We start from the raw sequence: 23,126 nt of genomic DNA, 5'->3' as shown, positions 1-23,126 counted from the left end.
GTGGGGACCGAGGGGTCGGTTGAGTGGGACGGTGCGGGGCGCGTACACGGCGGAGGGCCGGACGGCGAGCACGCGGACAACGATGTCGAAACCGTGGATGACGCCACGTTCGACCGGGATCCGGTGCGCCAGGTCGCCCGACCCCTTGAGGAGTTCGGCGAAGCGTTGACCACCGGTTCGAGCCCGTGGGGGGAGGCGTCGGACAACCTTCGGACCGTTGCGATGGTTGAGGCCGCCGTGATCTCCGCGCAACGTCGGATGCCCGTCCGGATCGACGAGCTCCTGGCCGAGGCGTGGGCGACATGATGCGCATCGCGCTCGTGCAGCAGCGCGCCGCGGCCGCCGATCCGCAGGAGAACCTGCGCCGAGGCGTCGACGCGTGCACACAGGCTGCAGAGCTGGGGGCCGATCTGGTCGTCTTTCCCGAACTGTGGCAGATCGGCTATTCCGCATGTCCGGAGGATGAGGGCCGGACCCAGGCCTGGCGAGACCTCGCCATCAGCGACTGCGACCCGTGGCTTGGCGGGTTCCAGAAGGTGGCCAGGGATCACGGAATCGCCGTCGTGCCCACGTTCCTGCGGGAAGAGCGTGCGGGGGTGAGCAACGCCGCGGCCGTCATCGACCGCTCTGGTCAGCTGAGGTCGGTGTACAGGAAGGTCCACCTGTGTGACTTCTCCTGGGAACGTGCGCTCACGCCCGGCGACGGGTTCGAAGCAGTGACGATCGAGACGGCGGCGGGCGACGTCCGTCTGGGCGTGATGATCTGCTACGACCGTGAGTTCCCCGAGGCGGCCAGATCGCTGGCGCTCGACGGCGCGGAGCTGATCGTCTGCCCGAACGCGTGCATGCTCTGCGACGACCGCATGGCGCAGATACGCACCCGCGCCTTCGAGAACTCGGCCGCCCTCGCCGTGGCCAACTACCCCTTGCCCCATATGAACGGACGGTCCTGCGTCTTCGACGGCCGCGCCGTGGCGCAGGGGCGCCCCCGCGACCACCGGCTGGCAGTCGCCGGGCCCCGGGCTGACCTGGTGTGCGCCGATCTCGACCTTGCGGCACTGCGCGAGTACCGCAAGGACACGATCTGGGGCGTGTCCCATCGCAGGCCGCATGCGTACCGCGCGTTGACGGCTCTTCGACCACCTCGCCCCGCAGGCGTCGGGCAGAACGGAGCTCCACGGTGAACACCACACGGCACCCCTTTCGCTTCGGGGTGCTCGCCGGAGGCGCCAAGGACGCGGCGACCTGGCGTGAGCAGGCCCGTCGCACCGAGGAACTGGGCTACTCCGCACTCCTCGTGCCCGACCACATGGGACAGGAGTGGGGGCCGCTGGTCTCGCTCGCCCTTGCGGCCGAGCACACCTCCCGTATAGCACTCGGCACTCTGATGCTGGCCGCCAACCTCCGTCAACCCGCGGTACTCTACAAGGAGTTGGCGACCCTGGAGCTGGCTGCACCGGGGCGGCTGGAGATCGGCCTCGGCGCGGGCTGGCTGGCCACCGACGCCACGCGAGCCGGCCTGCCGTTCGAACCGGCCGGGGCGAGGATTCGGCGCCTGGACGAGGCCGTGTCGATCATCCGTCGCCTCTGGGACGAGGGAACGGCGACGCACGACGGCGACTACTTCTCGGCCGCCGGCGCCGTGGGCGAGCCGCGACCCAACCCCGTCAGATGGGCGATGGGCGGCGGAGGCCCGCAGATGCTGCGCACCGCGGTCCGGCACGCGGACATCGTCTCGCTCAGTGCTCGGCTCTCCTCCGGGAGGAAGGACAACTCCTTCGGCGCGTCCGCGACCGCAGAGCGGTTCGACGAACGTGTCCGGTGGGTGCGCGAGGCCGCCGGCGCACGGATCCACGACATCGAGTTGCAGACCCTGCTGTTCGCTGCAGCGGTCGTCCCTGACAGCGCACGCTACGCCGACAGGGTCCTGTCCCGCATGTTCGGGCTGCCCGCAGAGGAGGCGCTCGACTCACCGCTGGCGCTGGTGGGAAACGCGGACGAGATATGCGAGCGGCTGCACGTGCGACGAGAACGCTACGGGATCAGCTACTGGGTCGTCCCCGCCGCTCAGCTGGAGAGCTTCGCCCCGATCGTCGCGCGTATGGCCGGCAAGTGACTGAATCGGATGACGAGCAAAGGACGGCTGTAGTGCGCATACTTGGTCTCGGCGGTTCCCATCACGACTTCTGTGCATGTCTCATCGAGGACGGCCGAGTGGTCTCGGCGATCGAAGAAGAGAGACTCACTCGAAAGAAGATCGCGTTCGGCCTCGGGCCGCGCCTGCAACGGTGCCTCTCTGCCGACTACGTTCTTTCCGAGGCGGGTGTCGGCATCGATGATGTGGACCTCGTCGTCGCGAACGACTTCGTGAATCCGGTGTTCACGCTGAGGTTCCGCGACCGCGTCGACTGGATAGGGCATCACCTGTCCCACGCGGCGAGCACCTTCTACACCTCGCCCTTCGAGCGGGCCGCGGTGCTCGTCATGGACGGCCGTGGTTCGACCGTCGCCCGGAACGGTGAGCTCTACGGCGAGACCATCTCCTTCTACACGGCAGGGCCCGACGGGTTGCAGGTCGTGCGTGGCCTGCACGGCCGGGTCACCCTCACCGACCGGCGCTCGGAGGACCCGTACGAGGACTCCGTCGGGTGGATGTACGAGGCCGTGTCGAAGGCGATCGGGTTCTTGACCTCCGGCGGCATGGGCGCGCCGGGAAAGACGATGGGCCTGGCACCGTACGGCACGCCCAGGTACGTCCAGGCACTCGGAGAGTTCTACGTCCTTCGCGACGGCGAGTTCCGTCAGTCGACGTCACAGCAGATCGCTCTGCGAACGCTGATCGAACGAGAGCTCGCCCGGGCCGGCACACCAGCGGCCCGCGACGAGGTACGCGCCGATTTCGCCTATGCCGTGCAGGAGCACACCGAGCGCATCGTGATCGCGCTCGTCCGCTGGCTCCACGAGAAGACGGGCGCCCGGGACCTCTGCCTCGCCGGTGGAGTCGCCCTGAACAGCGTCGCCAACTACAAGTTGTTGGAGCAGACGCCGTTCGAGCGCATTCATGTCGTGCCCGCGGCGGGAGACCAGGGCACGGCCCTCGGCGCTGCGCTGCACGGCTACTACGGGCTGGCGGGCAACTCGTGGAAGCCCGCACCGGAGCCGTTCTCCCCCTATCTGGGACGGACGTACGGTGCCGCCGAAATCGATGCCGCAATAGAGGCGGAACAGGACCGGCTGCAGACGGTGCGCCCGGATGATCTCCACGGGCATGTTGCGAAGGAGCTGGCGTCCGGCGCGATCGTCGGGTGGTTCCAGGGCCGTTCGGAGATCGGGCCGCGGGCGCTGGGGAACCGAAGCATCCTCGCCGATCCGCGTGCCGCCGAAATGAAGGACCGCATCAACGCCAAGGTGAAGCACCGGGAGGCGTTCCGGCCCTTCGCTCCCGTGGTGCTCCACGAGCGGCAGGAGGAGTTCTTCACCACGGCTGTCCCGACTCCGTACATGCTGATGGTTCCCGACGTGCGCGAGGACCGGCGGGACGTCATACCGGCCGTCACCCACGTCGACGGCTCGGCGCGCATGCAGACCGCGCTGCCCGAGCTCAATCCCGGTCTGTGCGAGTTGCTTCGCGCCTTCGACCGGATCACGGGCGTTCCGGTCCTGCTCAACACGTCGTTCAACGACAACGAAGAGCCGATCGTGGAGACCCCGCAGGACGCCGTGCGCTGCTTCCTCAAGACCGAGCTCGACCTGCTGGTGCTGGGCGACGTGGTGCTGCGGAAGGGACCGAAGGCGTGAGAGGCGTGGGACGGCGAACGTGGCCTCCGGTGGTGCTGCTCTGCGGTGGACTCGGGCTGCGCCAGCGCACGGACGGCGACGACCTGCCGAAGCCGCTTCGCCCACTGCCCGACGGCCGCGCCCTCCTGCTGCATGTTCTCGACTACTACCGAGCCTTCGGAGTGACCGAGTTCGTGCTGTGTGTCGGATACGGGGCCGACGGTATCGAGAAGACGCTGCTCGAAGAGTACGCAGTGCGCCCCGAAGGGGTCGAAGCCGGCGCGGGCTGGCATCGGTTCACCGCTGGTGACGCGTGTTTCACTCTGGTCGACAGCGGACCGCAGGCGGAGAAGTGTGTCCGGCTGCTGGAGGCCCAGGAACACGTCGGCGACCGGGGATTTCTTCTCGGGTACGCGGACGTCCTGTCCGATTTCGATCTCGGTGCGCTGGTCGCCCTGCACGAGGCCGCGGGCGGTGTGGTGACCGTGACCACCACACGAGTCCGGTCCCGCTACGGGGAACTGACCGTCGGCCAGGGCGCGTTGGTGACCGGGTTCGCGGAGAAGCCCGCCCGGCCGGAGCTGATCTCCGCCGGGTACTTCATGTGCTCGCCGGAGCTGTTCCGCTTTCTGGACGCGGATCAGGAACTCGAGGGCCACGTACTGCCCCGCCTGGTCGACCGGGCAGCGGTGCACGCCGTCGCCCACGACGGACTCTGGTTGCCGTTCGACACCTACAAGGACTTCATCGACGCGGAAGCGCTGATCGCCCGGGAGGGGTGCCCGTGGTTGACGCCGGTCTGACCTCAAGATGGCGGGGCCGGCGGGTCCTGATGACGGGACACAGCGGTTTCATCGGCTCGTGGCTGGCTCTCACCCTCCGGAAACTCGGCGCCGAGGTGCACGGTTTCGCCCTGAACGGGGACCGGCAGACACAGGTGCGGCATGCCTGGTTGGCCGATCGCGGTGTCCGTGGGGCGGTCGGTGACGTGCGGGATTTCGACGCCGTACACCGCGCGATGACGGCCGTCCCCTATGACGCGGTCTTCCACCTGGCAGCCCAGCCCCTGGTGCGCGCCGGGCTGGACGATCCCCGGGAAACCCTGAGCACGAACATCGACGGCTCGATCAACGTCCTCGAAGCCGCGCGACGCTGCGAGCCGACGGTGCTGGTCCACGTCACATCGGACAAGTGCTACCGCAACCGTGCCTGGCCATGGCCCTACCGGGAGACGGACGACCTCGGCGGAGGGTGCCCCTACAGTGTCTCCAAGGCCGCCGCGGAAGTGGTCTTCGAAGGGTACGCGGAGTTGTTCGGCGACCTGTGTCCTCGAACGGCGTCCGTGCGCTTCGGCAATGTCATCGGGGGCGGTGACTTCGCCGACCGGCGGCTGGTTCCGGACGCGATGGCCGCGCTGAGGGCCGGGCAGCCGATCCGGCTTCGCCGGCCGACGGCGGTGCGGCCCTGGCAGCACGTGTTGGACGTGGTCCACGGCCTCCTCCTGCTGGCCGACCACCTGGCCGACGAGGTGGTCAAGCCGGGAACCGTCTACAACTTCGCGCCGCCCGGAGACGGGGCGACCGCCCGTGAGCTGGCGCATTCCCTGGCCGCGCACTGGTCGAAAACGCAGGAAGCGGGCGCGCCGACGTCCGCGGCCGCGGTCGTCGAGGAGTCGGAGCCACTCTTCGCGGAGGAGGAGCTGCTCCGACTGGACGGGCGCAGGGCCGCCGAGGAGCTCGGCTGGCGTCACAGGTTCACCCTCGACGCGTCCGCAGCGGCGATCGTCGACTGGCATCGCTCCGTGGACGACGGAGCCCGGCCCGACGAGACCACCACACGGCAGATCGATGCTTTTCTCGACACGCAGGCGGAAGGCTGGCAGTGGTGATCGACTCCCCACGCATCTTCATCTTCTCCCGTGAGTACCCGCCGACCACGGTGGGCGGCACCAGCACGGTCGCGCGGAACCTTGCTGTCGGGTTGGCGGCCGAGGGCTGGGACGTCGGCGTTGTCACCACCCGTGTGGACGGCGACGGCGATGTGCGCGAGCGCGTCGACGGGATCGAGGTGCTCCGCACCGGAGCCGGGCTCGTCTACAACTCCGGCACCGGCCTCGCCGACCAGAGCCTGCGCACACACCGGCGACTCCACGCGGCGGCCGAGCGCCTCGCTGCCGAGATCGGCGCACCGGACGTGGTCGCCCTGCCGGACTTGTTCTGCCATCCCGAGGCGACCATGTTCGCCCGCACGTACTCCGCACCGCTGGTGAACATCCTGCTCCAGGACTTCCGGGCGATCACCCCGTACGACCGGGACACACACCGCGTGACGAGCGGTGTCTCGGCCGAGCGGGCACACCTGTTGGCGCTCGAGGAGAAAGCGGTCCGGGGCAGCGACCACACCGTCTTCATCAGCCAGGCGCTCTCCGACGCCATCACTGGCTACTACCCGGGTGACATCGCCCCCCACAGCGTGGTGCACCTGGGCGTGGACCCGGACGAGATCGCCGCCGTCGAGGCGGACACCGGGCGCCTTACGAGGCTGGACACACTCGTGCCCGGTGCCCCTGGGGCGCAGCGGCCGCCGCTGCTGATCGCCTGCGGGCGAGTCGTGCCCGTCAAGGGGTTCGCGCAGCTGCTCTCGGCACTTGCGCTGCTCGGGTCGGTGGAACGGCCCGGAGCGCCCGCGGTGGTTCCCCGTCTGGGGCTCGTCGGGGTCGGGCCCGAGGAACCGCACCTTCGGAAACTGTGCGCGCAGCTCGGACTGACGGATCGGGTTTCCTTCCTCGGTGACGTGCCACGCCGCGAGGCCCTCGGCTGGATGTCGGTGGCGGATGTCGCCGTCGTGCCGAGTCTGTGGGAGTCGTTCTGTTACGTGTGCGCGGAGATGATGGCCTTCGGCCGCCCGGTGGTCGCCACGGCCGTCGACTCGTTGCGCGAGCTCATGCCCGGCAGCGAGTACGGTTTCCCGGTTGCGGTGAAGGGCCCTTCGGGCAGTCGCGTACTGGAGCCCCTCGACCTTGCGCATGCCCTGCGTGAGGCGCTGAGCCGACCCGACGCGGCGATGACCCGTGGAGCAGCGGCCCGTGACCGGATCATGGGGCACTTCACGAACGATCGCTTTGCGCGAGGCATCTCCGCTCTGGGCCGTGAGCTGCTGGCGGTCCGGCATGGGTGAGCGTCCCGACGCCATCGGCGACCTCGAGGACCGGCTCGCCGCCCTGTGTTCCGCGATCGATCCCCCGGACCCGGTCCACGGGCGGCTGTCCAGGGTGCGCCAGCGCACCCTGGCTCGTCCCGCGGGAAGCCTGGGGACGCTCGACGCGTTGGTGCATCGAATCGCGGCGATTCGGCGCGACCCCGCACCGGGCCCGCTGCCCGCGGTCGTGAGTGTCCTCGCCGCGGACCACGGAGTGGCGGCCCGTGGCACCTCGTTGTTCCACCCCGAGGTGACCGCACGGGTCCTCACGCTCGTCGCCGCGGGCCGTGCCCCGGTGAACTTCCTGGCGGAGCGAGTTCCGGCCAGGGTCTCGTACGCGGACTTCGGACTGCTGTCCTCGGTCGGTGACCAGCGGTTCAGGATCGCGTCGGGAACCGCGGACATCTGCCTGCAGGACGCCATGACGCCCGATCAGGCCAGGCAGGCGATCCTCAACGGTTGTTCATACGTGGGGGAGTGCCTCGCAGACGAACCTCTCGTCGCAGTAGGCGAGATCGGCGTGGGGAACACCACCCCGACTGCTGCTCTCGCCTCCCGTCTGCTCGGCCTGGACCCGTCCGACCTCGTCGGCTCGGGATCCGGGGTCGACGCCGCCACGGTCGAACGCAAGCGGCACATCGTGCGGGACGCGTTGACGCGGGTGCGAGCCGTGCCCGATGACCCGGTCCGGCTTCTCGCGGCCCTTGGCGGGTTCGAGATAGCAGGCAACGTCGGGGTCATCCTGGCCGCCGCCAAGCGACGCAAGGTCGTCGTCCTCGATGGCTTCATCACCGCGGTCGCCGCACTGGTGGCGGTCCGGTTGTGCCCCGCCGCGCGCGGTTACCTGGTGGCAGCGCACCGCTCGTCCGAGCCGGGACACCGCGTGCTCCTGGCGGCGCTCGACGAGCCCCCGCTGCTCAGTCTCGACATGCACCTCGGCATGGGATCGGGAGCCGCGCTCGCTCTGGGACTGGTCAACGCAGCCCTCGCCGCCGCCGCGCTCACCCCCTCCGCGCGGTCCGTCGGACTGTCCTCCCCGCGAAGTCCGGTCGCGCCATGACGGCCGGGTCACGTGGAGTGGTCTTCGACTTGGACGGGACACTCGTCGACAGCTGGCAGCTGCATCTGTGCTGCCTGCGAAGCGCGGTGCAGGCGGTGGGCGCGGGCGGGGCGAGTGCCGCCCGGCTGTCGGTCGCCCAGCGTCCGACAGACGTCGGAACCCTGATCGCGCTGGTCGGTGAGCACCGGGTCGAGCCCGCCCTGCGGGCGTACCGAGAAGAGCTGGACAGGGCGTTGCGCGAGCACCCCGCGCCGGCGCCCGTCGTGCCGCACGCTCCCGAGGTTCTGGCCGCCCTGCGCGACCGCGGTGCGGCGGTCGGGGTGTGCACCGGCCGGTCCCGTGCGGATGCGCAGGCGCTGCTCGACGCGTGTGAGCTGGATGTGCGTTTGACGGTCGCCCGCGAGGACGCACCGCTGCCCAAACCCGCGCCCGACGGACTGCGCCTCGCGCTGCGGCGCCTGGGGCTGAGGCCGGAAGAAGCCGTGTACGTCGGAGACAGCCCTGCGGATCGTGAGCAGGGAGAAGCCGCCCGAGTCCGGACGCTGCTTCTGGACAGGTCCCCTTCGGCAGGCGGGCCGTGGGCGTCCGCGACACGGATCCCCGACCTCGGCTGTCTGTTGAAGGAACTCGGAAGGGACGCCGGACGATGAGCGGTATCGGCCTGTTCGAGGCGGTCAAGGACGGCCCCGGGCCGGAAGAGGGAACTGCCCTGATCGCCAACGGTCGCCGTTGGACGCTCCGGCGGCTCCTGGAAGCGGCTGAGGAGGTCGCCACCCGGTTGCAGCAGAGCTACCCGGCTCGTTACGGGGTGTCCGCGCAGATCACCGACCCGGTGGCTGCTGCGGCGGTGGCCCTCGGATGCGACCTGGCCGGTGTGCCGGTCGTCCACCGGGATCCGTCCCTGCCGGCTGCTCCCGGCTGCACCGTTCAGGACCGCAGGCCTCCGGCGGAGGAGGGGAGGGAGCCCGGCTGGTTCGGAACGCGGGAGCTGCGGCTGTGGACGAGCGTCACGGGCGACTCCGGGCTGCCGGCCGGGCTGCCTGCCGGCGCGCAGATCTTCCTCACCTCGGGTTCCACCGGCAGCCCGGTGGGCGTGGTCAGGACGGCTGACGCCGTGCTCACCGATGCCCGACGTGTCGCCCGGGTCCTCGGCTACGCACCGGACTCCCCGGTGGTCGTGGCCGCTCCGCAGTTTCACAACTACGGGTTCAACTACGGTGTCATGGCGCCGCTGTTGCTCGGCGCGCCTGCCCGGTTCTGCTCGCCGCGCGCCGTCCCGTCCCAGCTCGCTCGCGCCGTACGTGAACATGACGCACGGACGTTGGTCGCACTTCCGGCGCACTACGGTCTGCTTGCGCAGGGGGCGATCGCGCCGGACGGGATGCCGGACGCGGGCCTGGCGGACCTGTGCAACGCGGTGTCGGCCGGCGCTCCGCTGGCCGACGGAGTGGCGGAACGGATCGCCGGCCGCTTCCCGTTCACGCTCTACAACTGCTACGGGTCCTCGGAGGCGGGAGCCGTGACACTCATGCCCGTGCGGGGCACCGAGGAGCCCGGGCAGGTGGGCGTCCCCCTTCCCGGGGTGGAGGCGCGGACCGTGGCCGTGCACGAGGCGTCTTCGGTCGGCGAGGCGGTGGGGGAGCTGCTTCTGCGCACCGACTCCCTGGCCGCCTGGGTGATGGACGCCACGGAGCTCGTCGCGTTGGGCGACGACGGCGGCTGGCACCGGACCGGTGACCTCGCGACGGTCGACGCCGCGAGTGGCGAGATCAGACTCCGCGGCCGCATGGGCCTCATGATCAACGTCGCCGGCAAGAAGGTCAGCCCCCAGGAGGTGGAAGACGCCCTGAGCGGTCATCCCGCCGTGGCCGAGGCGCAGGTGCTGGCGGCGCCGGACAGCGCGCGGGGGCAGGTTCCCGTGGCCCGGGTGGTGCTGTGCGCCGTCGTCAGCACGGAGGTGTTGCACCGGTGGTGCCGTGACCGACTGGCCCCGCACCAGGTACCGCGGCGCATCGAGGTGGTGACGGCGCTACCCCGGTCGGCCACGGGGAAGCTGGTCAGGGACATCCCGGGCGGGACTGCGGGGGAGAAGCGGTGACGGCGGACGTCTCCGTGGATCCTGCGGGGCAGGCCGGCCTGTCGCCGCCCGCCGCGACGCTCGGCCGCCTCGGCAGGGCCGGTGGCCTGTTGATGATCTCGGACGGCACGGTCACGCCGATGTTGGAGTACCTGACCGGCGAGCGCCTGACGACCTCCGGGTTGAGCCACTCGGAGATGCCGGCGCACTCGGCGGACGCGGTCGCCTTGGGTTCCCCCGCGGACTGTACGTTGATCCGCCGCACCACCGATCTGGTGGGAGCCGAAACGGGAGCTCTGTACGTGCGCGCGAGTTCGGTCGTGGCGGTGGACGTCCTGCCGTCCGCACTCGGCAGGGATCTGCTGCACACGCGTGAGCCGATCGGGCGTCTGATGCGTCTGCACCGCGTCGAGTCCCGGCGAGAGCACGTGCGTTGGGCCGTACCCGATGAGCCGGAGGGGGCGGTCAGAGCGAGTCGTCGCTACCGAATCATCGTGGGAGGCATCCCCGCACTGCTCATCGACGAGTCCTTCTCGGCCGCATGCTTTGAGATGAATGGGTAAGAATTCAGTGAACACAGTGAAGCGCAGGCTCCGCGATCGCGATGAATGGGCCTTTTTCGCGGTGCTTCCGCGATCCCACGGCGGGTTGACCGCCGCGTGGTGGAGCCTGGTGTTGGCCCGCGGTCTACTGCCGGCGGCCTTCACGGTAGCCGTCGGCCTGTTCGTGGCAGCGGTACAGCACGGCGGGTCCGTAGTGGTGTCGCTCGCGTTGGTGGGCGGACTTTTCGTACTCATCCAGTTGCTGGCGCCGTTGCATGCGCAGGTCGGCAGCAACCTCGGGGATCGGCTCGCCTCCTGGTTGCACGATCGTCTGCTGGACGCGACCACGCGCCCCGACGGAACCGCACACCTGGAATCCGAGAAGATCACCACTGACCTCACGGTGGCCCGCGACTTCGATCTCGGGATCTCGGGTCCGCCGATGAACCTGTCGATGGGGATGATCGCCGGGGGGCTCGTCGAGGCCGTCGCGGGGCTCACCCAGGCCGCTGTACTCAGCGCGTACCACTGGTGGGCCGCACCCCTGGTCGGTGGAGCGTGGGCTGCGACCCACTGGCTGCTACGAGAGAGCTCGGGCTGGGACCGGGGCACCGACGAGGTGGGGATCGCCCAACGGCACGCGGAATACACCTACCGGCTCGCCGTGGAGCCGTCCGCCGCCAAGGAACTGCGGCTCTTCGGCCTGAGCGAGTGGACCGTCGCCCGGTTCGCCGCGAACCGACGCCGGCTCGTGGACCTGCGCTGGCACGCGACACGGCTGCGACAGCGGCCGATGCGGTGGACCGTTGCGGTCCTGGTCGGGGCGAACGGACTGCTGTTCTGGTCGTTGGCCGCCGACGCCACCGCCGGCGCGATCAACGCCGGCGAGGTGATCATCTACGCGCAGGCCGCGCTGGGCACGGCCGCACTCGCCTTCGGAGGCCTGAACTGGGCCCTGCCACTGGCCGCCCAAAGCGTGTCGGCTGTGATCCGGTTGGGAAAGGAGACGGATTCCCTGGGGCGGCTCCCCTCGGGTGAGCAGCAGGCGGATGGGCGGCCGTCATCCACCCTGCGATTCCGGGACGTCCACTTCTCCTATCCCACCGATGAACGCCCGATCCTCAACGGTCTGGACCTCAGCGTCGAGGCGGGGACGTCGCTGGCCATCGTCGGCGTGAACGGCGCCGGCAAGACCACGCTGGTGAAACTGCTGTGCCGGCTGTACGACCCGGACCGCGGGGCCATCGAGGTGGACGGCGTCGACCTGCGCGACTTCGACCTGGACTCCTGGCGCCGGCAGATCGCGGCGAGCTTCCAGGACTTCATACGCTACGAGCTGCCGCTGCGTGACAACGTCGCCCCGCTCGGCGCTCCGGACGAGGTGATCAACGCCGCGCTCAAGGACGCCCGCGCCTCGGACCTCGCCGATCCGGACCAGGTGCTCGCGCGCGGCTACGACGGGGGTACGGACCTTTCCGGCGGTCAGTGGCAGCGGGTGGCACTGGCCAGAGTGCTGTGCGCGGTACGGCTGGGCGCGGGAGTGGTCATCCTCGACGAACCCACCGCCCAGCTCGATGTACGGGCCGAGGCGGAGATCTTCGACCAGATTCTTGAGGCCACCCGCGGCTGCACGACGATCCTCATCTCTCACCGGTTCTCGACGGTGCGTCATGCGGACCGTATCTGCGTTCTGGAGAAGGGCGGCGTCGTGGAAACCGGCACGCATACGGAGCTCATGGCCCGGCGTGGGCGATACCGGGAGATGTTCGAGCTTCAGGCGTCCCGGTTCGACAGCGGGCAAGCGGGCAGTGCGGAGCGAGAGGAGCAGGAGAACCATGACTGCCACGTCTGACCGGTCGACCGACCAGCTTCCCTCGGCGGTCCGCTCCCTGGCCAGTTCTCTGCGGCTGGGATATCGCGCCGACCCGTGGCTGATCGTGGTGGCGTTCGCGACGAGTGTTGCCGCTGCCGTCCCCGACGCTCTCTTTGCGTTGGGACTCGCCGCCTTCACCGATTCCGTCATCGGCGGGGACGGCACTGCGGTACTGATGTCCGCACTGGCCCTCTCGCTGCTCGCCGCGTGCGGTTGGCTGCTGAACACCGCGGCGGAACGAGTCAACCGGCGTTTCGCCGACCGCGCCGGGATCGTGGTCGAATCCCATGTGGCGCGACTGCAGTCCGAGGTCGTCACGATCGAGCACCATGAGCGCCCCGACTTCGTGGACCGGCTTTCCCTTCTTCGGGACCATGCTCCAGCGTTGAGCGAGCTGTATCAGCAGTTGTTCGCGGTGGCGGGGGCGGTGTTGCGGCTTGGCCTCACCGTGGCCCTGTTGATGTCCGTCCACCCGGCCCTCGGGCTGCTCGGCGTCTGCGCCGTCCCGACCGTGCTGGTGTCCACCTGGCGGGCCGGGATCGAGAAGTCGGCCGAGGAAGCCGGCGCCCAGCACGACCGGCTCGCCCGGCACCTCTTCGTGGTGGGCAGTACGCCGGCCGCGGGGAAGGAACTCCGGGTCGCGGGCGTCCGGCAGCGGATCCGCGCGGACCGGCGTGCGGCATGGGAGCGGCGCTATCGGCCGATGGCCAGGGCGCGATGGGCGACGGCGATATGGCAGTCGGCCAGCTACGCGTTCTTCGGTATCGCGTTCTGTGTGGCGGTCGGATTCGTGGCGCAGCGAGGCGATTCACCTGCCGGGCAGGTCATGCTGGTCCTCGCCGCGGGCAGCCGCCTCTCGCAGTACGTGGGGCAGAGCGTCAGCCAGACGCACTTCTTCCGGACCATCTGGCTCGACTGTGCGCGCCGCCTGGCGTGGCTGGAGGGTTACGCACGCACCGTTGAGGAGCGGGCCGACGCCCCGGTGCCCGAGCGTCTCCGCGCGGGCATCAGCTTCGAGAACGTCTCGTTCACCTATCCCGGTACCGACCGGCCGGTCCTGAAGGACGTGTCGTTCACCATTCCCGCGGGGGCCGTCGTGGCCGTCGTGGGGGAGAACGGTGCCGGCAAGTCGACGCTCGTCAAGCTGTTGTGCCAGCTGTACCGGCCGACCTCGGGACGTATCACTGTCGAGGGCACCGATCTCTCCCGGATTCCGGCTCCTGGTTGGCGGCGTCGACTTTCCGGGGCCTTCCAGGACTTCGTCAAGTTCGAGTACCCGCTCAGAACGTCGGTCGGACTGGGCGACCTCGCTCGCGCCGAACTGCCCCGTGCCGTCGACGAGGCGGTCACCCGCGCCGGCGCCGACGAGGTGACGGCCGTGCTCCCGCGGGGGATCGACACGCAGCTGGGGGCGACGTGGCCCGAAGGGGTGGAGTTGTCCCAGGGGCAGTGGCAGCGGGTGGCCCTCGCCCGAGGGTTCATGCGCCGGTCACCGCTTCTCACGGTGCTGGACGAACCCACGTCGGCGATGGACGCGGAGACCGAGCACGCCCTGTTCGAACGCTATGCGGAGGCGGCCCGTGCCTCCTCGTCGTCCACCGTCGGGGGCGTGACCATCCTGGTGTCCCACCGTTTCTCCACCGTGCAGATGGCGGACGTCATCGTGGTGCTCGACGGGGCGCGGTTGGTCGAGCACGGATCGCATGAGGAGCTCGTCGCCCGCGGCGGCCAGTACGCGGAGCTCTACGGCATTCAGGCGGCGGGGTACCGGTGAACTGCACACCGAGCCCGGCGGAGGCCGCGACCGTCTTCCCGACGGTCCGCTCCGACCCGTACGCCCCTCCGCGCGACTACCTGTCCGACGGGCGTCCGGGGATACGCCGCGTATCCCTGCGCTACGGCGGCACCGCATGGCTGGTGACCGACCATCCGACGGCGCGACTCGTCCTCGCCGACACCCGGTTCAGTTCCGACTCGACCCTGCCCGGCTACCCCTCGCTGCCGTTGGCGGTGAAACACCGGATACCAGGGCACCTGCTGTCGATGGACCCGCCCGAGCACACCCGGTTGCGCCGACTGGTGGCCGCGCAGTTCAGTGCGGCACGCGTACGTGAGTCGCGACCGCGGTTCAGGGCTTCTGTGCGGACGCTGGCCGAGGCGCTCGCACAGTCGGGGACGCCCGACCTGGTGGCGGACTTCGCCGTGCCGCTGCCCTCGGCGGGACTCGCACCCATGCTGGGCGTTCCCATGGAGGATCGCGGTTTCTTCGAGACCTGCGCGACCGACCTCCAACGCCATGACGCCACGGCGGTCACTCGACGGGTGGCCGCCGGCCGGATGGAGCACTACCTGGTGGACCAACTGGCGGCCAGGGGCCGGAATCCCGGAAACGACCTGCTGACCCATCTGGCGCGCGGCGTGGATGACGGGTTTTCCACGGAGGAACTCGCCGGCCTTGCCAACGTCATCATCATGGCGAGTCTCGAGACCACCACGGGGCTCTTCGCCCTGACGATGCTCTCGCTGCTGCGGGACCGGCGGCAACGCGAACGTGCCGTCGCCGATCCGGCCACCTGGGCGGCGCCTGCCGTACGGGAAGCGCTGCGCTACTGGACGATCGTCCAGCACGGCGTGGCACGCGTGGCCACTCGGGACACCGAGCTCGCCGGGTGTCGAATTCGTCGGGAAGACGCGGTCATCGTGCACTTGCCGACGGCCAACCGGGACGCCTCCGTCTACACCGACCCCGACACGTTCGACATGACCCGAACCCAGGGCGGCCACCTCGCCTTCGGACACGGTGTGCACCGCTGTCTGGGCAGCTCGCTCGCGGAGAATCTCGTGGAGATCGCCGTTGTGGAAATACTGCTCGGACTTCCCGGTCTGTGCCTGTCCGCGCCGCCCGATGCCCACCAGTTTCTCGACGACATGCTCGTCTACGGTCTCCGATCCCTGCCCATCACGTGGGAAGGGATGAGCGAGGCATGAGGACACCGCAGCGGACGGAGATCGAAAGCGCCGTTGAGCGCGTGCGGCGAGTGCCGTCGAAGCACCGGGAGTACGTGCACGACGTCGCGACCGCACGGCGCACGCACGGAATTCCGGAGGATCTCCTCAAGGAGCTCCTGGACGTGGGACTGCCCCACGGGCGCGCGAACGGAACCATCGCCATGGACGGGTTGGATCTCGCCAACGTCTCCTTCATGCTGGGGCTGCCGTCCGCCAGAGCCATGGCACTGCGTGGGTGGGCGACTGCACTGCGTGCTGCGCGCTCGGAGCAGGCGGCCCTGTACACACTGACCCTCGCGCCCCACTGCCTCGACCCCGGCTGCGAGAAGGCCTGCGAATTCAGCATCGCACCCGAAGTGGCCGGGCACTTCGGGACCGACGGCGAGATCGATGCGGTCACTGGCTGTGTGGTGCACCGTCGGGCTGCCGGAGGCAGCGTGCTGCTGCCCGACGAAATGCGTGCGCTCACCGCCCAACTGGCCTCGGTCGAGTTCCATTTGTTGCCGCCGGCGCTCCAGAACGACGTCGGGTTCCTGCGCAGTGCGCGACTCGCCGACTGTCCCCTTGCCGCAGAGTTCCTTTTCCGGGAGGCCGGTCGACGCGGCTTCGCTGCGCGCAAGTCCTTCGGGATATTCATGGCCGTGCCGTATTCGATCCCGCACATGTGGATAGACCTGTTGGTCGATGGTGAGTGGCTGCCGGTCGATCCGCTTCTCCTCGCCATGTTGGCGAGTCGCGGGATCATCGACGCTGCCGACTGGCTGCCCTTCCGCACGCTGGGCGGTGTCGCGTGGAGGCTCCACGGCGAGGACGTCCCGTTGGTTCTGCACGGGGGACAGAAGACCACCTATTCGCTGCCGACGATGAAACAGGAGGTCTGATGACAGGACGGCAACGTGACGATGTGCCCGACGTGGAACTCGACGCATGGGCGCACCGATACACGATGAGCGTGTTCGCCGAGATCCTCGAGGTGCCCGTCCCGGAACTTGAGGAACTGGACTCATGGGACGTCCTGGGGCTGAGTTCACTCCAGAACATGAACATCGTCGCGAGACTGGACCAGGACCTCGGCGAGGTACCGGTGACCCTGCTCTTCGAGCACCCTTCCCCGGCGCAGACTGCTTACTACCTCCTCGAGAACAAGCGGGACGAGCTTCGAGCGGCGATGTCGGGTTGGCGAGCCGAGCGGGAGACGAGCACACCAAGTGGCCGATGAAGACATAGCCGTCGTAGGAGTGACCGGCCGATATCCGGAATCGCCCGACGTCGAGACTCTCTGGCGCAACCTGACGGCGGGCAGGGACTGCGTGACCGAGATTCCGGAGAATCGCTGGGACTGGCGGAATTTCGCGGACGTGGGAGGGGCCGAGCAGGGCAGGCACTCGTACAGCAGATGGGGCGGGTTCCTCGACGACATCGACATGTTCGATCCAGGGTTCTTCAACATCCTGCCGAAGGATGCCGCGGCCATGGATCCACAGGAACGACTCTTTCTGGAGACCTGCTGGCTCCTGCTGGAAGGCAGCGGATATCTGGGGTCGTCTACGCATGAGCCGAGCACGGGTGTGTTCGTCGGTCTCATGCACGGCACATACGGGAACATCGGGGCCACCGGATGGCCGCAGGGAAATTTTCGGGGGCCCCGTTCCTCACACTGGTCCACGGCGAACCGGATCTCGCACTTCTTCGACTTCAACGGCCCGAGCTTCGCGGTCGACTCGGCCTGCTCCTCCTCGCTGACGGCCGTCCACCTGGCCTGCGAGAGCATCAGGAGGCAGGAGTGTTCGATGGCCCTGGTCGGCGGTGTGAACCTGCTCCTGCATCCCGCCCACTACACGTCCCTGTGCTCGATGAACATGCTGGCGCGTGATGGCGCGTGCAAGGTTTTCGACGAACGCGCAGACGGGTTCGTACCCGGGGAAGGCGTCGGTGCGGTCCTGCTGAAGCCCCTTGGCCGGGCGATCGACGACGGCGATCACATCTGGGGAGTGATCAAGGGGAGCTTCCTCAATTCGGAAGGACGCACCATGGGGTACACGGTGCCGAGCCCCGTGGCGCAGGAGGCGTTGATCAGCGCCACACTCAGACGCTCCGCAGTCGACGCAAGGACCATCGGGTACGTCGAAGCGCACGGTACGGGCACGTCCCTGGGCGATCCGATCGAGCTCGCGGGCCTCACCCGCGCATACACCAAGGCCGGCGTCGACAGCGGCTCATGCTGGATAGGTTCGGTGAAGGCCAACATCGGACACCTCGAGGGCGCGGCGGGAATCGCAGGGCTGACGAAGGCCCTGCTCCAGGTCAAGTTCGGGAAAGTCACCCCGAGCGTCCACCTGGAGAACCCCAATCCCAAAATCGACTTCGAGAGATCGCCGTTCCGGCCTGCGCGCTCGCTCACTGACTGGGAAGCCCAAGGCCACCCCAGGCGGGCCGCCGTCAGCTCCTTTGGAGCCGGCGGAGCCGACGTCCACGTCATCGTCGAACAACCCCCCGAGCCGGCCACCGACCCGGATCCGCAGTCGGGATCCGGTCCAGGTGTCCTCCTGTTGTCGGCGCGCACACGAGGTCAGCTCCAACAGCTGGCCCGGGAAACCCTGGACTCCCTCGGCTCCGGGCCGCTCAAGGTCGCCTCGATCGAGAGCCTCGCCTACACCAGCCAGGTCGGCCGCCGTGACATGCGGGAGCGTGTGGCGATCGTCGCCGACGATTTGCCGTGCCTGCGCGACCGAATGAGTGCCTATCTGAACGGAGTTGAGGCGCCGGGAGTCCACTCCGGCAGCGTCCGCCGAACCCCTGGTCGCCCGGGAACGTCCCCCGCAGAGCACGAGAACAGCGACGCGGCGGCTCAGTCCTGGACGCAGGGAAACGCGGTCGACTGGCACCACTCATGGGCGGGACGCCGACCCGGCCGAGTTCCCCTGCCGGCATACCCATTCACCCGCAAACGCTATTGGGCCGAAGGCGACGACGGCCGGAACGGAGTTCATGATGGCTGAACACGAAACTCTGGCCCCCCTGATCCTGGCCGATCTCTTGAAGATCATGAACGAATTCCTGCTCGGTGAGGAGGAAGAGGTCGATCCGCACGACGATCTACTCGAGCTCGGATTTGACTCGATCTCGCTGGCAGCGCTCCTCGGAAAGATGAACAAGAAACTCGGCGTCGACCTGGAGCCCGTGGTGATGTTCGACTGCCCGAGCCTGCACGAACTCACCGAGTACCTCGTGGAGAACTACGGTCCCACGCTGCAGCGCCACTACGAGGGCGGTTCCCGGTGAGCCGCGCGGCCGAGTTCACCGGCGCCCGGGACGCGTCCGCGCCACTCACCTGGACGCAGCATCAGACATGGAAGAACCTGCAGCTCTTCGAACCACAGCACACCAATGTGGGCTGGTACCAGCCGTTGCCCGTCGGGCTGACCATGGGCGACCTCTGTCAGGCCGTCGGACATGTCATGGGGGCCTTCGAGGCACTTCGGACCCGGTATGCGCTGGATGCCGCGGGCAGTCCGCGCCAGACGGTGGACATGCGGGGCAGGGTCGCGATGGACACCTGCGCAAGCTCCGATGCGCTGGCCGAGAGTGACGCGAGGAAGGTGCTGTCCGGTTTCATCGGGCGCGGGTTCGAACACGAGAGGGACCTGCCCGTCCGGTTCGCGGCGGTGCTCGTCGACGAGGCACCCGTGTACCTCGTCGTTGCGGCCTCCCATCTGTCCCTGGACGGATTCGCCTGCGGCCTGGTCAAGGAGGCTCTGGACGAGAGCGTCAGTCGTGCGAGACCGGAGGGCCCGGCAGCGCCACGACTGCAGCCGGTGGATCGCGCCAGGCTGGAGTCCTCACCGGACGGCGCGCTGCAGAACAACACGTCCCTGGCCTACTGGAAACGGACTCTGGAAACGTGTCCCGCCGCGAACTTCCCCAAGGCGGACCAAGGGGGCACGGGCACCAGGTGGAGCCGTTCCGTGATGCGTTCCCCGGCCCTGGAACAGGCGGCCGGACTGTTGGCAGCCACGCACAAGGTCAGTCCGTCCGCGGTGCTCCAGGCGGGAGTCTCCGCCCTGGTCGGTGCGCTTTCGGGGAACGAGAACTGCGTCTTCTCGGAAGTCGTCTCAAACCGGGCGTCGATCGCCGACAAGACGTATGTCGGCGACCTGGCGCAGGGTGCGGTCGTCCTGGTCAGGACCACGGGGACGACCTTTGCGGAACTGGTTCGCGACACCTGGCTCGCGAGGATCACGGCGTACGCGAACAGTCGGTACCACCCCCTGGAACTGGACGACCTCTGGGCGGACGTCGAGCGGGTGCGTGGCGAGAAGATCCTCCTCGACTGTCTCTACAACGACATGGCCACCACGCAGCAGGCCAGACCGTCGCTCGCGGAGAGCGAACTACGCGCCATGGTCGGTGAGACGACGGTGCGGAGTGAGCCGATATCGGTGGACACCGACGCGAAGCTGTCGCTGCACCTCTACGGGACCCCGGGAGGGGTGGACTTCGCCATGCGGGTGGACCCCGACTACGTCGCCGGCCCTGGCCCGGAGCGTTTTCTACGCGCCCTGGAGAGTCTGCTGGTCGAAGAGGTCGAAAGTCCGGGGAGGCACCGGCCGATCCAACGCGTCGCGGAACTGGCAGAGGGGAGTGCAGCGGCATGAACTCCACAGGTCGCGTCGCGATTGTCACCGGCGCCAGCCGAGGTATCGGGTTCGGTATCGCCAGGGCTCTCGTCGAGCGAGGGGACTTCGTCTGCGTGACGGCCCGGGGAAAGGAGGGGCTGGAGGAGGCGGTCGTCAAACTGGGCGGTCCTGACCGGGCACTCGGTGTGGTCGGGGCGGCCCAGGACGAGGACCATCAGGCCGGCGTCATGTCCGCGACGCTGGAGCGCTTCGGAAGGATCGACTACCTCGTCAACAACGTGGGAACGAACACCGCGTTCGGCCCGCTGGCCGGTGTCGGTGTCGCCGACGCCCGGAACATCCTTGAGATAAACGTGCTGTCGGCGCTGGGGTTCGCGCAACACACCCACGAGGCCTGGATGGGGGAGCACGGCGGGGCGATCGTGAACATCGCGTCCATCTCCGCGCTCGGCGCAGCCCCCTTCATGGGGCTGTACGCCGTCAGCAAGGCGGCGGTGGTCAGCCTCACCACCCAGCTCGCCTACGAGTTCGCTCCGGATATCCGCGTGAACGCGATCGCTCCGGCCCTCGTGAAGACCGATTTCGCTGCCGGGGCCTATGTGGGCCGTGAGCCGGAAACGGCAGCCACGTATCCGCTGCAGCGGCTCGGCCGACCAGAGGACATCGCCGGAGCGGCGGCATTCCTGTTGTCCGAGCAGTCAGGCTGGATGACCGGTCAGACGATCATCATCGACGGCGGCATCACGCTCCGGGCCGACCGTGGCGGAGCACGAAGGACTCGCCGAGCGCGAACCGCGCAGTGACGCACGCGACCATGCGGACAAGGAGCGCCAGATGGACTTCAGCCTGCTGTATTTCGCCAACCGCGAGGTAAGGGACGCCTCGTCGGAGTACGAAGTTCTTGCACGAACCGCCACGTTCGCGGATGACCACGGCTTCACCGCTCTGTGGCTTCCCGAACGCCATTTCCATCCTTTCGGGGGCGCGTATCCCAACCCCGCGGTCGCGGCGGCGGCACTCGCCTCGGGCACACGCCGAATTCGGCTTCGGGCCGGCAGCGTGGTCACTCCTCTCCATGACTGCCTGGAGATCGTCGAGGACTGGGCCATGGTGGACAACCTGTCGCACGGCCGGGTCGATCTGGCGCTGGCGACGGGGTGGGTCGCCGACGACTTCGTGTTGGCCCCCGACCGCTATGCCGATCGTCGGCAGATCATGTTCGACAGCGTCGATCTCATCCGGCGGGTGTGGACCGGACAGCCGGTGGAACGGATCAACGGGGAGGGCGACAAGGTCGAGGTCCTCACCTATCCGCGACCGTTCCAGTCGGCGCCGAACATGTGGATCACCTGCACGGCGAATCCGGCGACCTTCGAGGAGGCGGGCGCGCGGGGCCTGAACATACTGACCGCGTTGCTCTTCCAGAACGTGGACGAGGTTGCTGCGAACATCCGGCGATATCGGGCGGCCCGCGAGGCTGCGAACCACGATCCGGCCGGGGGAACGGTCAGCCTGATGCTCCACGCTTTCGCCGGAGAATCGGACCGTGCAGTGCGCGAGGTGGTGAAGGTCCCCTTCCAGAACTACCTGCGCTCCTCGTTCGATCTGTGGCGTGGGCAGTGGGACGGTCTCGGCGATGCTGACGAAGACCAGGTGGTCGCGTTCGCCTTCGAGCGCTACTTCAGGACGGCCGCGCTCTTCGGGTCGGTCGAGAAATGTGCGAAATTCGCCCGCAAGCTCGCCGATGTGGGTGTGGACGAAATCGCCTGCCTTGTCGACTTCGGCGTCGAAAACGAAGCGATGCTCAAGGCCCTGCCCTACCTCGACCAGGTCAGGCAGAAATGCCTCTCCATTGCGTGAGTTGTGGCTCCAAAGACGTTCCAGGAGGACCTGTGTCCAGCAGTAGGGAATGTGCGACAGGCGACGAATCGCGCACCGTGGCGGTGGCGGTGAGCCGTGGTCTGCCGGTGATCGATCTGGCTCTTGACGGAGAGCCCAGCAGCGACCGCGACCGTGCCGAAACAGCCCGGGCCGTCGGCGACGCCTGCACGGAAATCGGATTTCTGGTGGTTACGGGGCACGGTGTGCCGAGCCGGGTCATAAACGAGCTGAGGAGGCAGACCGGGGACTTCTTTCGCCGGTCTGACGAGTTCAAGCAGAGCGTGGCCGTCGAGCCGGGTGACCCGTTGATGCGCGGTTTCGGGCGCGGGAGGACCGAGCTGCTCGAGTCGTTCACCGTGAACAGGCTGGGTGCGCCGGACGCCGCGAAGCGCTGTTCATCCGATGTGGATGAACAGCTTCTGCTGCCGAACAAGTGGCCGGACATCGCCGGATTCCGGCAGGCGTATACCGAATACTGTGCCGCTATGGAGGGGCTGGCCGGGGAGATCATGCGGTTGTTCGCTGTATCCCTCGGGCTCCCCGGCGGATGGTTCGATGCCGCGTTCGGGTCGCACATGTCGAGTCTCACCGCCAACTACTACCCCCGACAGGGGGCAGCCCCCGAGCCGGGGCGCATGCGCAAGGAGGCGCATCGGGACTGGGGGACCCTCACCGTCCTGTACCAGGATGAGACGAGCCGGGGCCTGCAGGTCTACGGCCGGGACGGCCAGTGGGCCGATGTTCCGGCAGTGCCCGGCACGTTCGTCATCAACATCGGCGACCTGATGGCCAGGTGGACCAACGACCGCTGGGTCAGCACCGTGCACAGGGTTGTCAACCCACCTGCTGGCCTGGCGCATAGCGCACGGTATTCCTTTGCGTATTTTTATCAGCCGAGCCCCGGGGCGGTTGTTTCCTGTATCCCCACATGCAGAGACGCGGACGAGACATCGAAGTTTCCTCCCACACGAGCAGACGCCTACTTCGCGGCGAAGAGACGCCGGGAGTACATCAAGGAATCCCTGGTCGCCCGTCGGGTGGCGGGTTGACCACTGAGGGAAGGAATGGGGAG

Annotated in this window: 21 protein-coding genes and 1 pseudogene; all 22 read left to right on the top strand. The window is 68.5% G+C overall.

Annotated features, from left to right (window positions below; genetic code table 11):
• Positions 1 to 306 (top strand): annotated as a pseudogene (locus AOK16_RS01080) (hypothetical protein); the annotation flags it as partial.
• Complete coding sequence (locus AOK16_RS01075) at positions 303 to 1,184, top strand: carbon-nitrogen hydrolase family protein (protein ID WP_157859049.1); 882 nt, start codon at positions 303 to 305, stop codon at positions 1,182 to 1,184. The pseudogene AOK16_RS01080 and the gene AOK16_RS01075, both read left to right, overlap by 4 nt.
• Positions 1,181 to 2,116 (top strand): TIGR03621 family F420-dependent LLM class oxidoreductase, encoded by a 936-nt coding sequence (locus tag AOK16_RS01070; protein ID WP_055470291.1) that lies wholly within the window; start codon positions 1,181 to 1,183, stop codon positions 2,114 to 2,116. Before AOK16_RS01075 ends, AOK16_RS01070 begins: the two co-directional genes overlap by 4 nt.
• A complete protein-coding gene (locus AOK16_RS01065) occupies positions 2,005 to 3,798 on the top strand; it encodes a carbamoyltransferase family protein (protein ID WP_079100926.1) in 1,794 nt (597 codons plus the stop codon). Before AOK16_RS01070 ends, AOK16_RS01065 begins: the two co-directional genes overlap by 112 nt.
• A 5-nt stretch (positions 3,799 to 3,803) precedes the next feature.
• Positions 3,804 to 4,580 carry a sugar phosphate nucleotidyltransferase gene (locus AOK16_RS01060; protein WP_157859048.1) on the top strand — a complete coding sequence of 259 codons (777 nt, stop codon included), beginning with the start codon at positions 3,804 to 3,806 and terminating at the stop codon, positions 4,578 to 4,580.
• Positions 4,556 to 5,665: a CDP-glucose 4,6-dehydratase gene (gene rfbG, locus AOK16_RS01055; RefSeq protein ID WP_338058461.1), complete on the top strand. Its 1,110-nt coding sequence runs from the start codon at positions 4,556 to 4,558 to the stop codon at positions 5,663 to 5,665. The genes AOK16_RS01060 and rfbG overlap by 25 nt, the downstream gene beginning before the upstream one ends.
• Positions 5,662 to 6,954, top strand: coding sequence for a glycosyltransferase family 4 protein (locus AOK16_RS01050; RefSeq protein ID WP_157859046.1), 1,293 nt, complete (start codon positions 5,662 to 5,664; stop codon positions 6,952 to 6,954). Before rfbG ends, AOK16_RS01050 begins: the two co-directional genes overlap by 4 nt.
• Positions 6,947 to 8,035 carry a nicotinate-nucleotide--dimethylbenzimidazole phosphoribosyltransferase gene (locus tag AOK16_RS01045; protein WP_157859045.1) on the top strand — a complete coding sequence of 363 codons (1,089 nt, stop codon included), beginning with the start codon at positions 6,947 to 6,949 and terminating at the stop codon, positions 8,033 to 8,035. The genes AOK16_RS01050 and AOK16_RS01045 overlap by 8 nt, the downstream gene beginning before the upstream one ends.
• Positions 8,032 to 8,685, top strand: coding sequence for an HAD-IA family hydrolase (locus AOK16_RS01040; protein WP_079100924.1), 654 nt, complete (start codon positions 8,032 to 8,034; stop codon positions 8,683 to 8,685). The genes AOK16_RS01045 and AOK16_RS01040 overlap by 4 nt, the downstream gene beginning before the upstream one ends.
• A complete protein-coding gene (locus tag AOK16_RS01035; protein WP_055470284.1) occupies positions 8,682 to 10,133 on the top strand; it encodes a class I adenylate-forming enzyme family protein in 1,452 nt (483 codons plus the stop codon). Before AOK16_RS01040 ends, AOK16_RS01035 begins: the two co-directional genes overlap by 4 nt.
• A complete protein-coding gene (locus tag AOK16_RS01030) occupies positions 10,130 to 10,675 on the top strand; it encodes a chorismate--pyruvate lyase family protein (protein WP_055470283.1) in 546 nt (181 codons plus the stop codon). The genes AOK16_RS01035 and AOK16_RS01030 overlap by 4 nt, the downstream gene beginning before the upstream one ends.
• A 112-nt stretch (positions 10,676 to 10,787) precedes the next feature.
• Positions 10,788 to 12,506, top strand: coding sequence for an ABC transporter ATP-binding protein (locus AOK16_RS01025; protein ID WP_205627606.1), 1,719 nt, complete (start codon positions 10,788 to 10,790; stop codon positions 12,504 to 12,506).
• Positions 12,490 to 14,301 (top strand): ABC transporter ATP-binding protein, encoded by a 1,812-nt coding sequence (locus tag AOK16_RS01020; RefSeq protein ID WP_055470281.1) that lies wholly within the window; start codon positions 12,490 to 12,492, stop codon positions 14,299 to 14,301. Before AOK16_RS01025 ends, AOK16_RS01020 begins: the two co-directional genes overlap by 17 nt.
• Positions 14,298 to 15,515 carry a cytochrome P450 gene (locus tag AOK16_RS01015; RefSeq protein ID WP_055470280.1) on the top strand — a complete coding sequence of 406 codons (1,218 nt, stop codon included), beginning with the start codon at positions 14,298 to 14,300 and terminating at the stop codon, positions 15,513 to 15,515. The genes AOK16_RS01020 and AOK16_RS01015 overlap by 4 nt, the downstream gene beginning before the upstream one ends.
• Positions 15,512 to 16,417: a hypothetical protein gene (locus tag AOK16_RS01010; protein ID WP_055470279.1), complete on the top strand. Its 906-nt coding sequence runs from the start codon at positions 15,512 to 15,514 to the stop codon at positions 16,415 to 16,417. The genes AOK16_RS01015 and AOK16_RS01010 overlap by 4 nt, the downstream gene beginning before the upstream one ends.
• Positions 16,417 to 16,755, top strand: a complete 339-nt coding sequence (locus tag AOK16_RS01005; RefSeq protein WP_055470278.1) for an acyl carrier protein — start codon at positions 16,417 to 16,419, stop codon at positions 16,753 to 16,755. Before AOK16_RS01010 ends, AOK16_RS01005 begins: the two co-directional genes overlap by 1 nt.
• On the top strand, positions 16,745 to 18,535 hold the full coding sequence (locus AOK16_RS01000; RefSeq protein WP_055470277.1) for a type I polyketide synthase: 1,791 nt from the start codon (positions 16,745 to 16,747) through the stop codon (positions 18,533 to 18,535). Before AOK16_RS01005 ends, AOK16_RS01000 begins: the two co-directional genes overlap by 11 nt.
• On the top strand, positions 18,525 to 18,818 hold the full coding sequence (locus AOK16_RS00995) for an acyl carrier protein (protein WP_079100923.1): 294 nt from the start codon (positions 18,525 to 18,527) through the stop codon (positions 18,816 to 18,818). Before AOK16_RS01000 ends, AOK16_RS00995 begins: the two co-directional genes overlap by 11 nt.
• Complete coding sequence (locus AOK16_RS00990; protein ID WP_055470275.1) at positions 18,815 to 20,191, top strand: condensation domain-containing protein; 1,377 nt, start codon at positions 18,815 to 18,817, stop codon at positions 20,189 to 20,191. Before AOK16_RS00995 ends, AOK16_RS00990 begins: the two co-directional genes overlap by 4 nt.
• Positions 20,188 to 20,976: an SDR family oxidoreductase gene (locus AOK16_RS00985; RefSeq protein WP_055470274.1), complete on the top strand. Its 789-nt coding sequence runs from the start codon at positions 20,188 to 20,190 to the stop codon at positions 20,974 to 20,976. The genes AOK16_RS00990 and AOK16_RS00985 overlap by 4 nt, the downstream gene beginning before the upstream one ends.
• A 31-nt stretch (positions 20,977 to 21,007) precedes the next feature.
• On the top strand, positions 21,008 to 22,033 hold the full coding sequence (locus AOK16_RS00980; protein WP_055470273.1) for a MupA/Atu3671 family FMN-dependent luciferase-like monooxygenase: 1,026 nt from the start codon (positions 21,008 to 21,010) through the stop codon (positions 22,031 to 22,033).
• Positions 22,034 to 22,065: 32 nt separating this feature from the next.
• On the top strand, positions 22,066 to 23,103 hold the full coding sequence (locus AOK16_RS00975; RefSeq protein ID WP_169790844.1) for an isopenicillin N synthase family dioxygenase: 1,038 nt from the start codon (positions 22,066 to 22,068) through the stop codon (positions 23,101 to 23,103).
• Positions 23,104 to 23,126: the final 23 nt, after the last annotated feature.

The sequence above is a fragment of the Streptomyces pathocidini genome (assembly GCF_001418495.1).
Lineage (GTDB): Bacteria > Actinomycetota > Actinomycetes > Streptomycetales > Streptomycetaceae > Streptomyces > Streptomyces pathocidini.
Note: the sequence above shows the minus strand (reverse complement) of the source record. Positions and strands in the feature narration are given on the sequence as shown.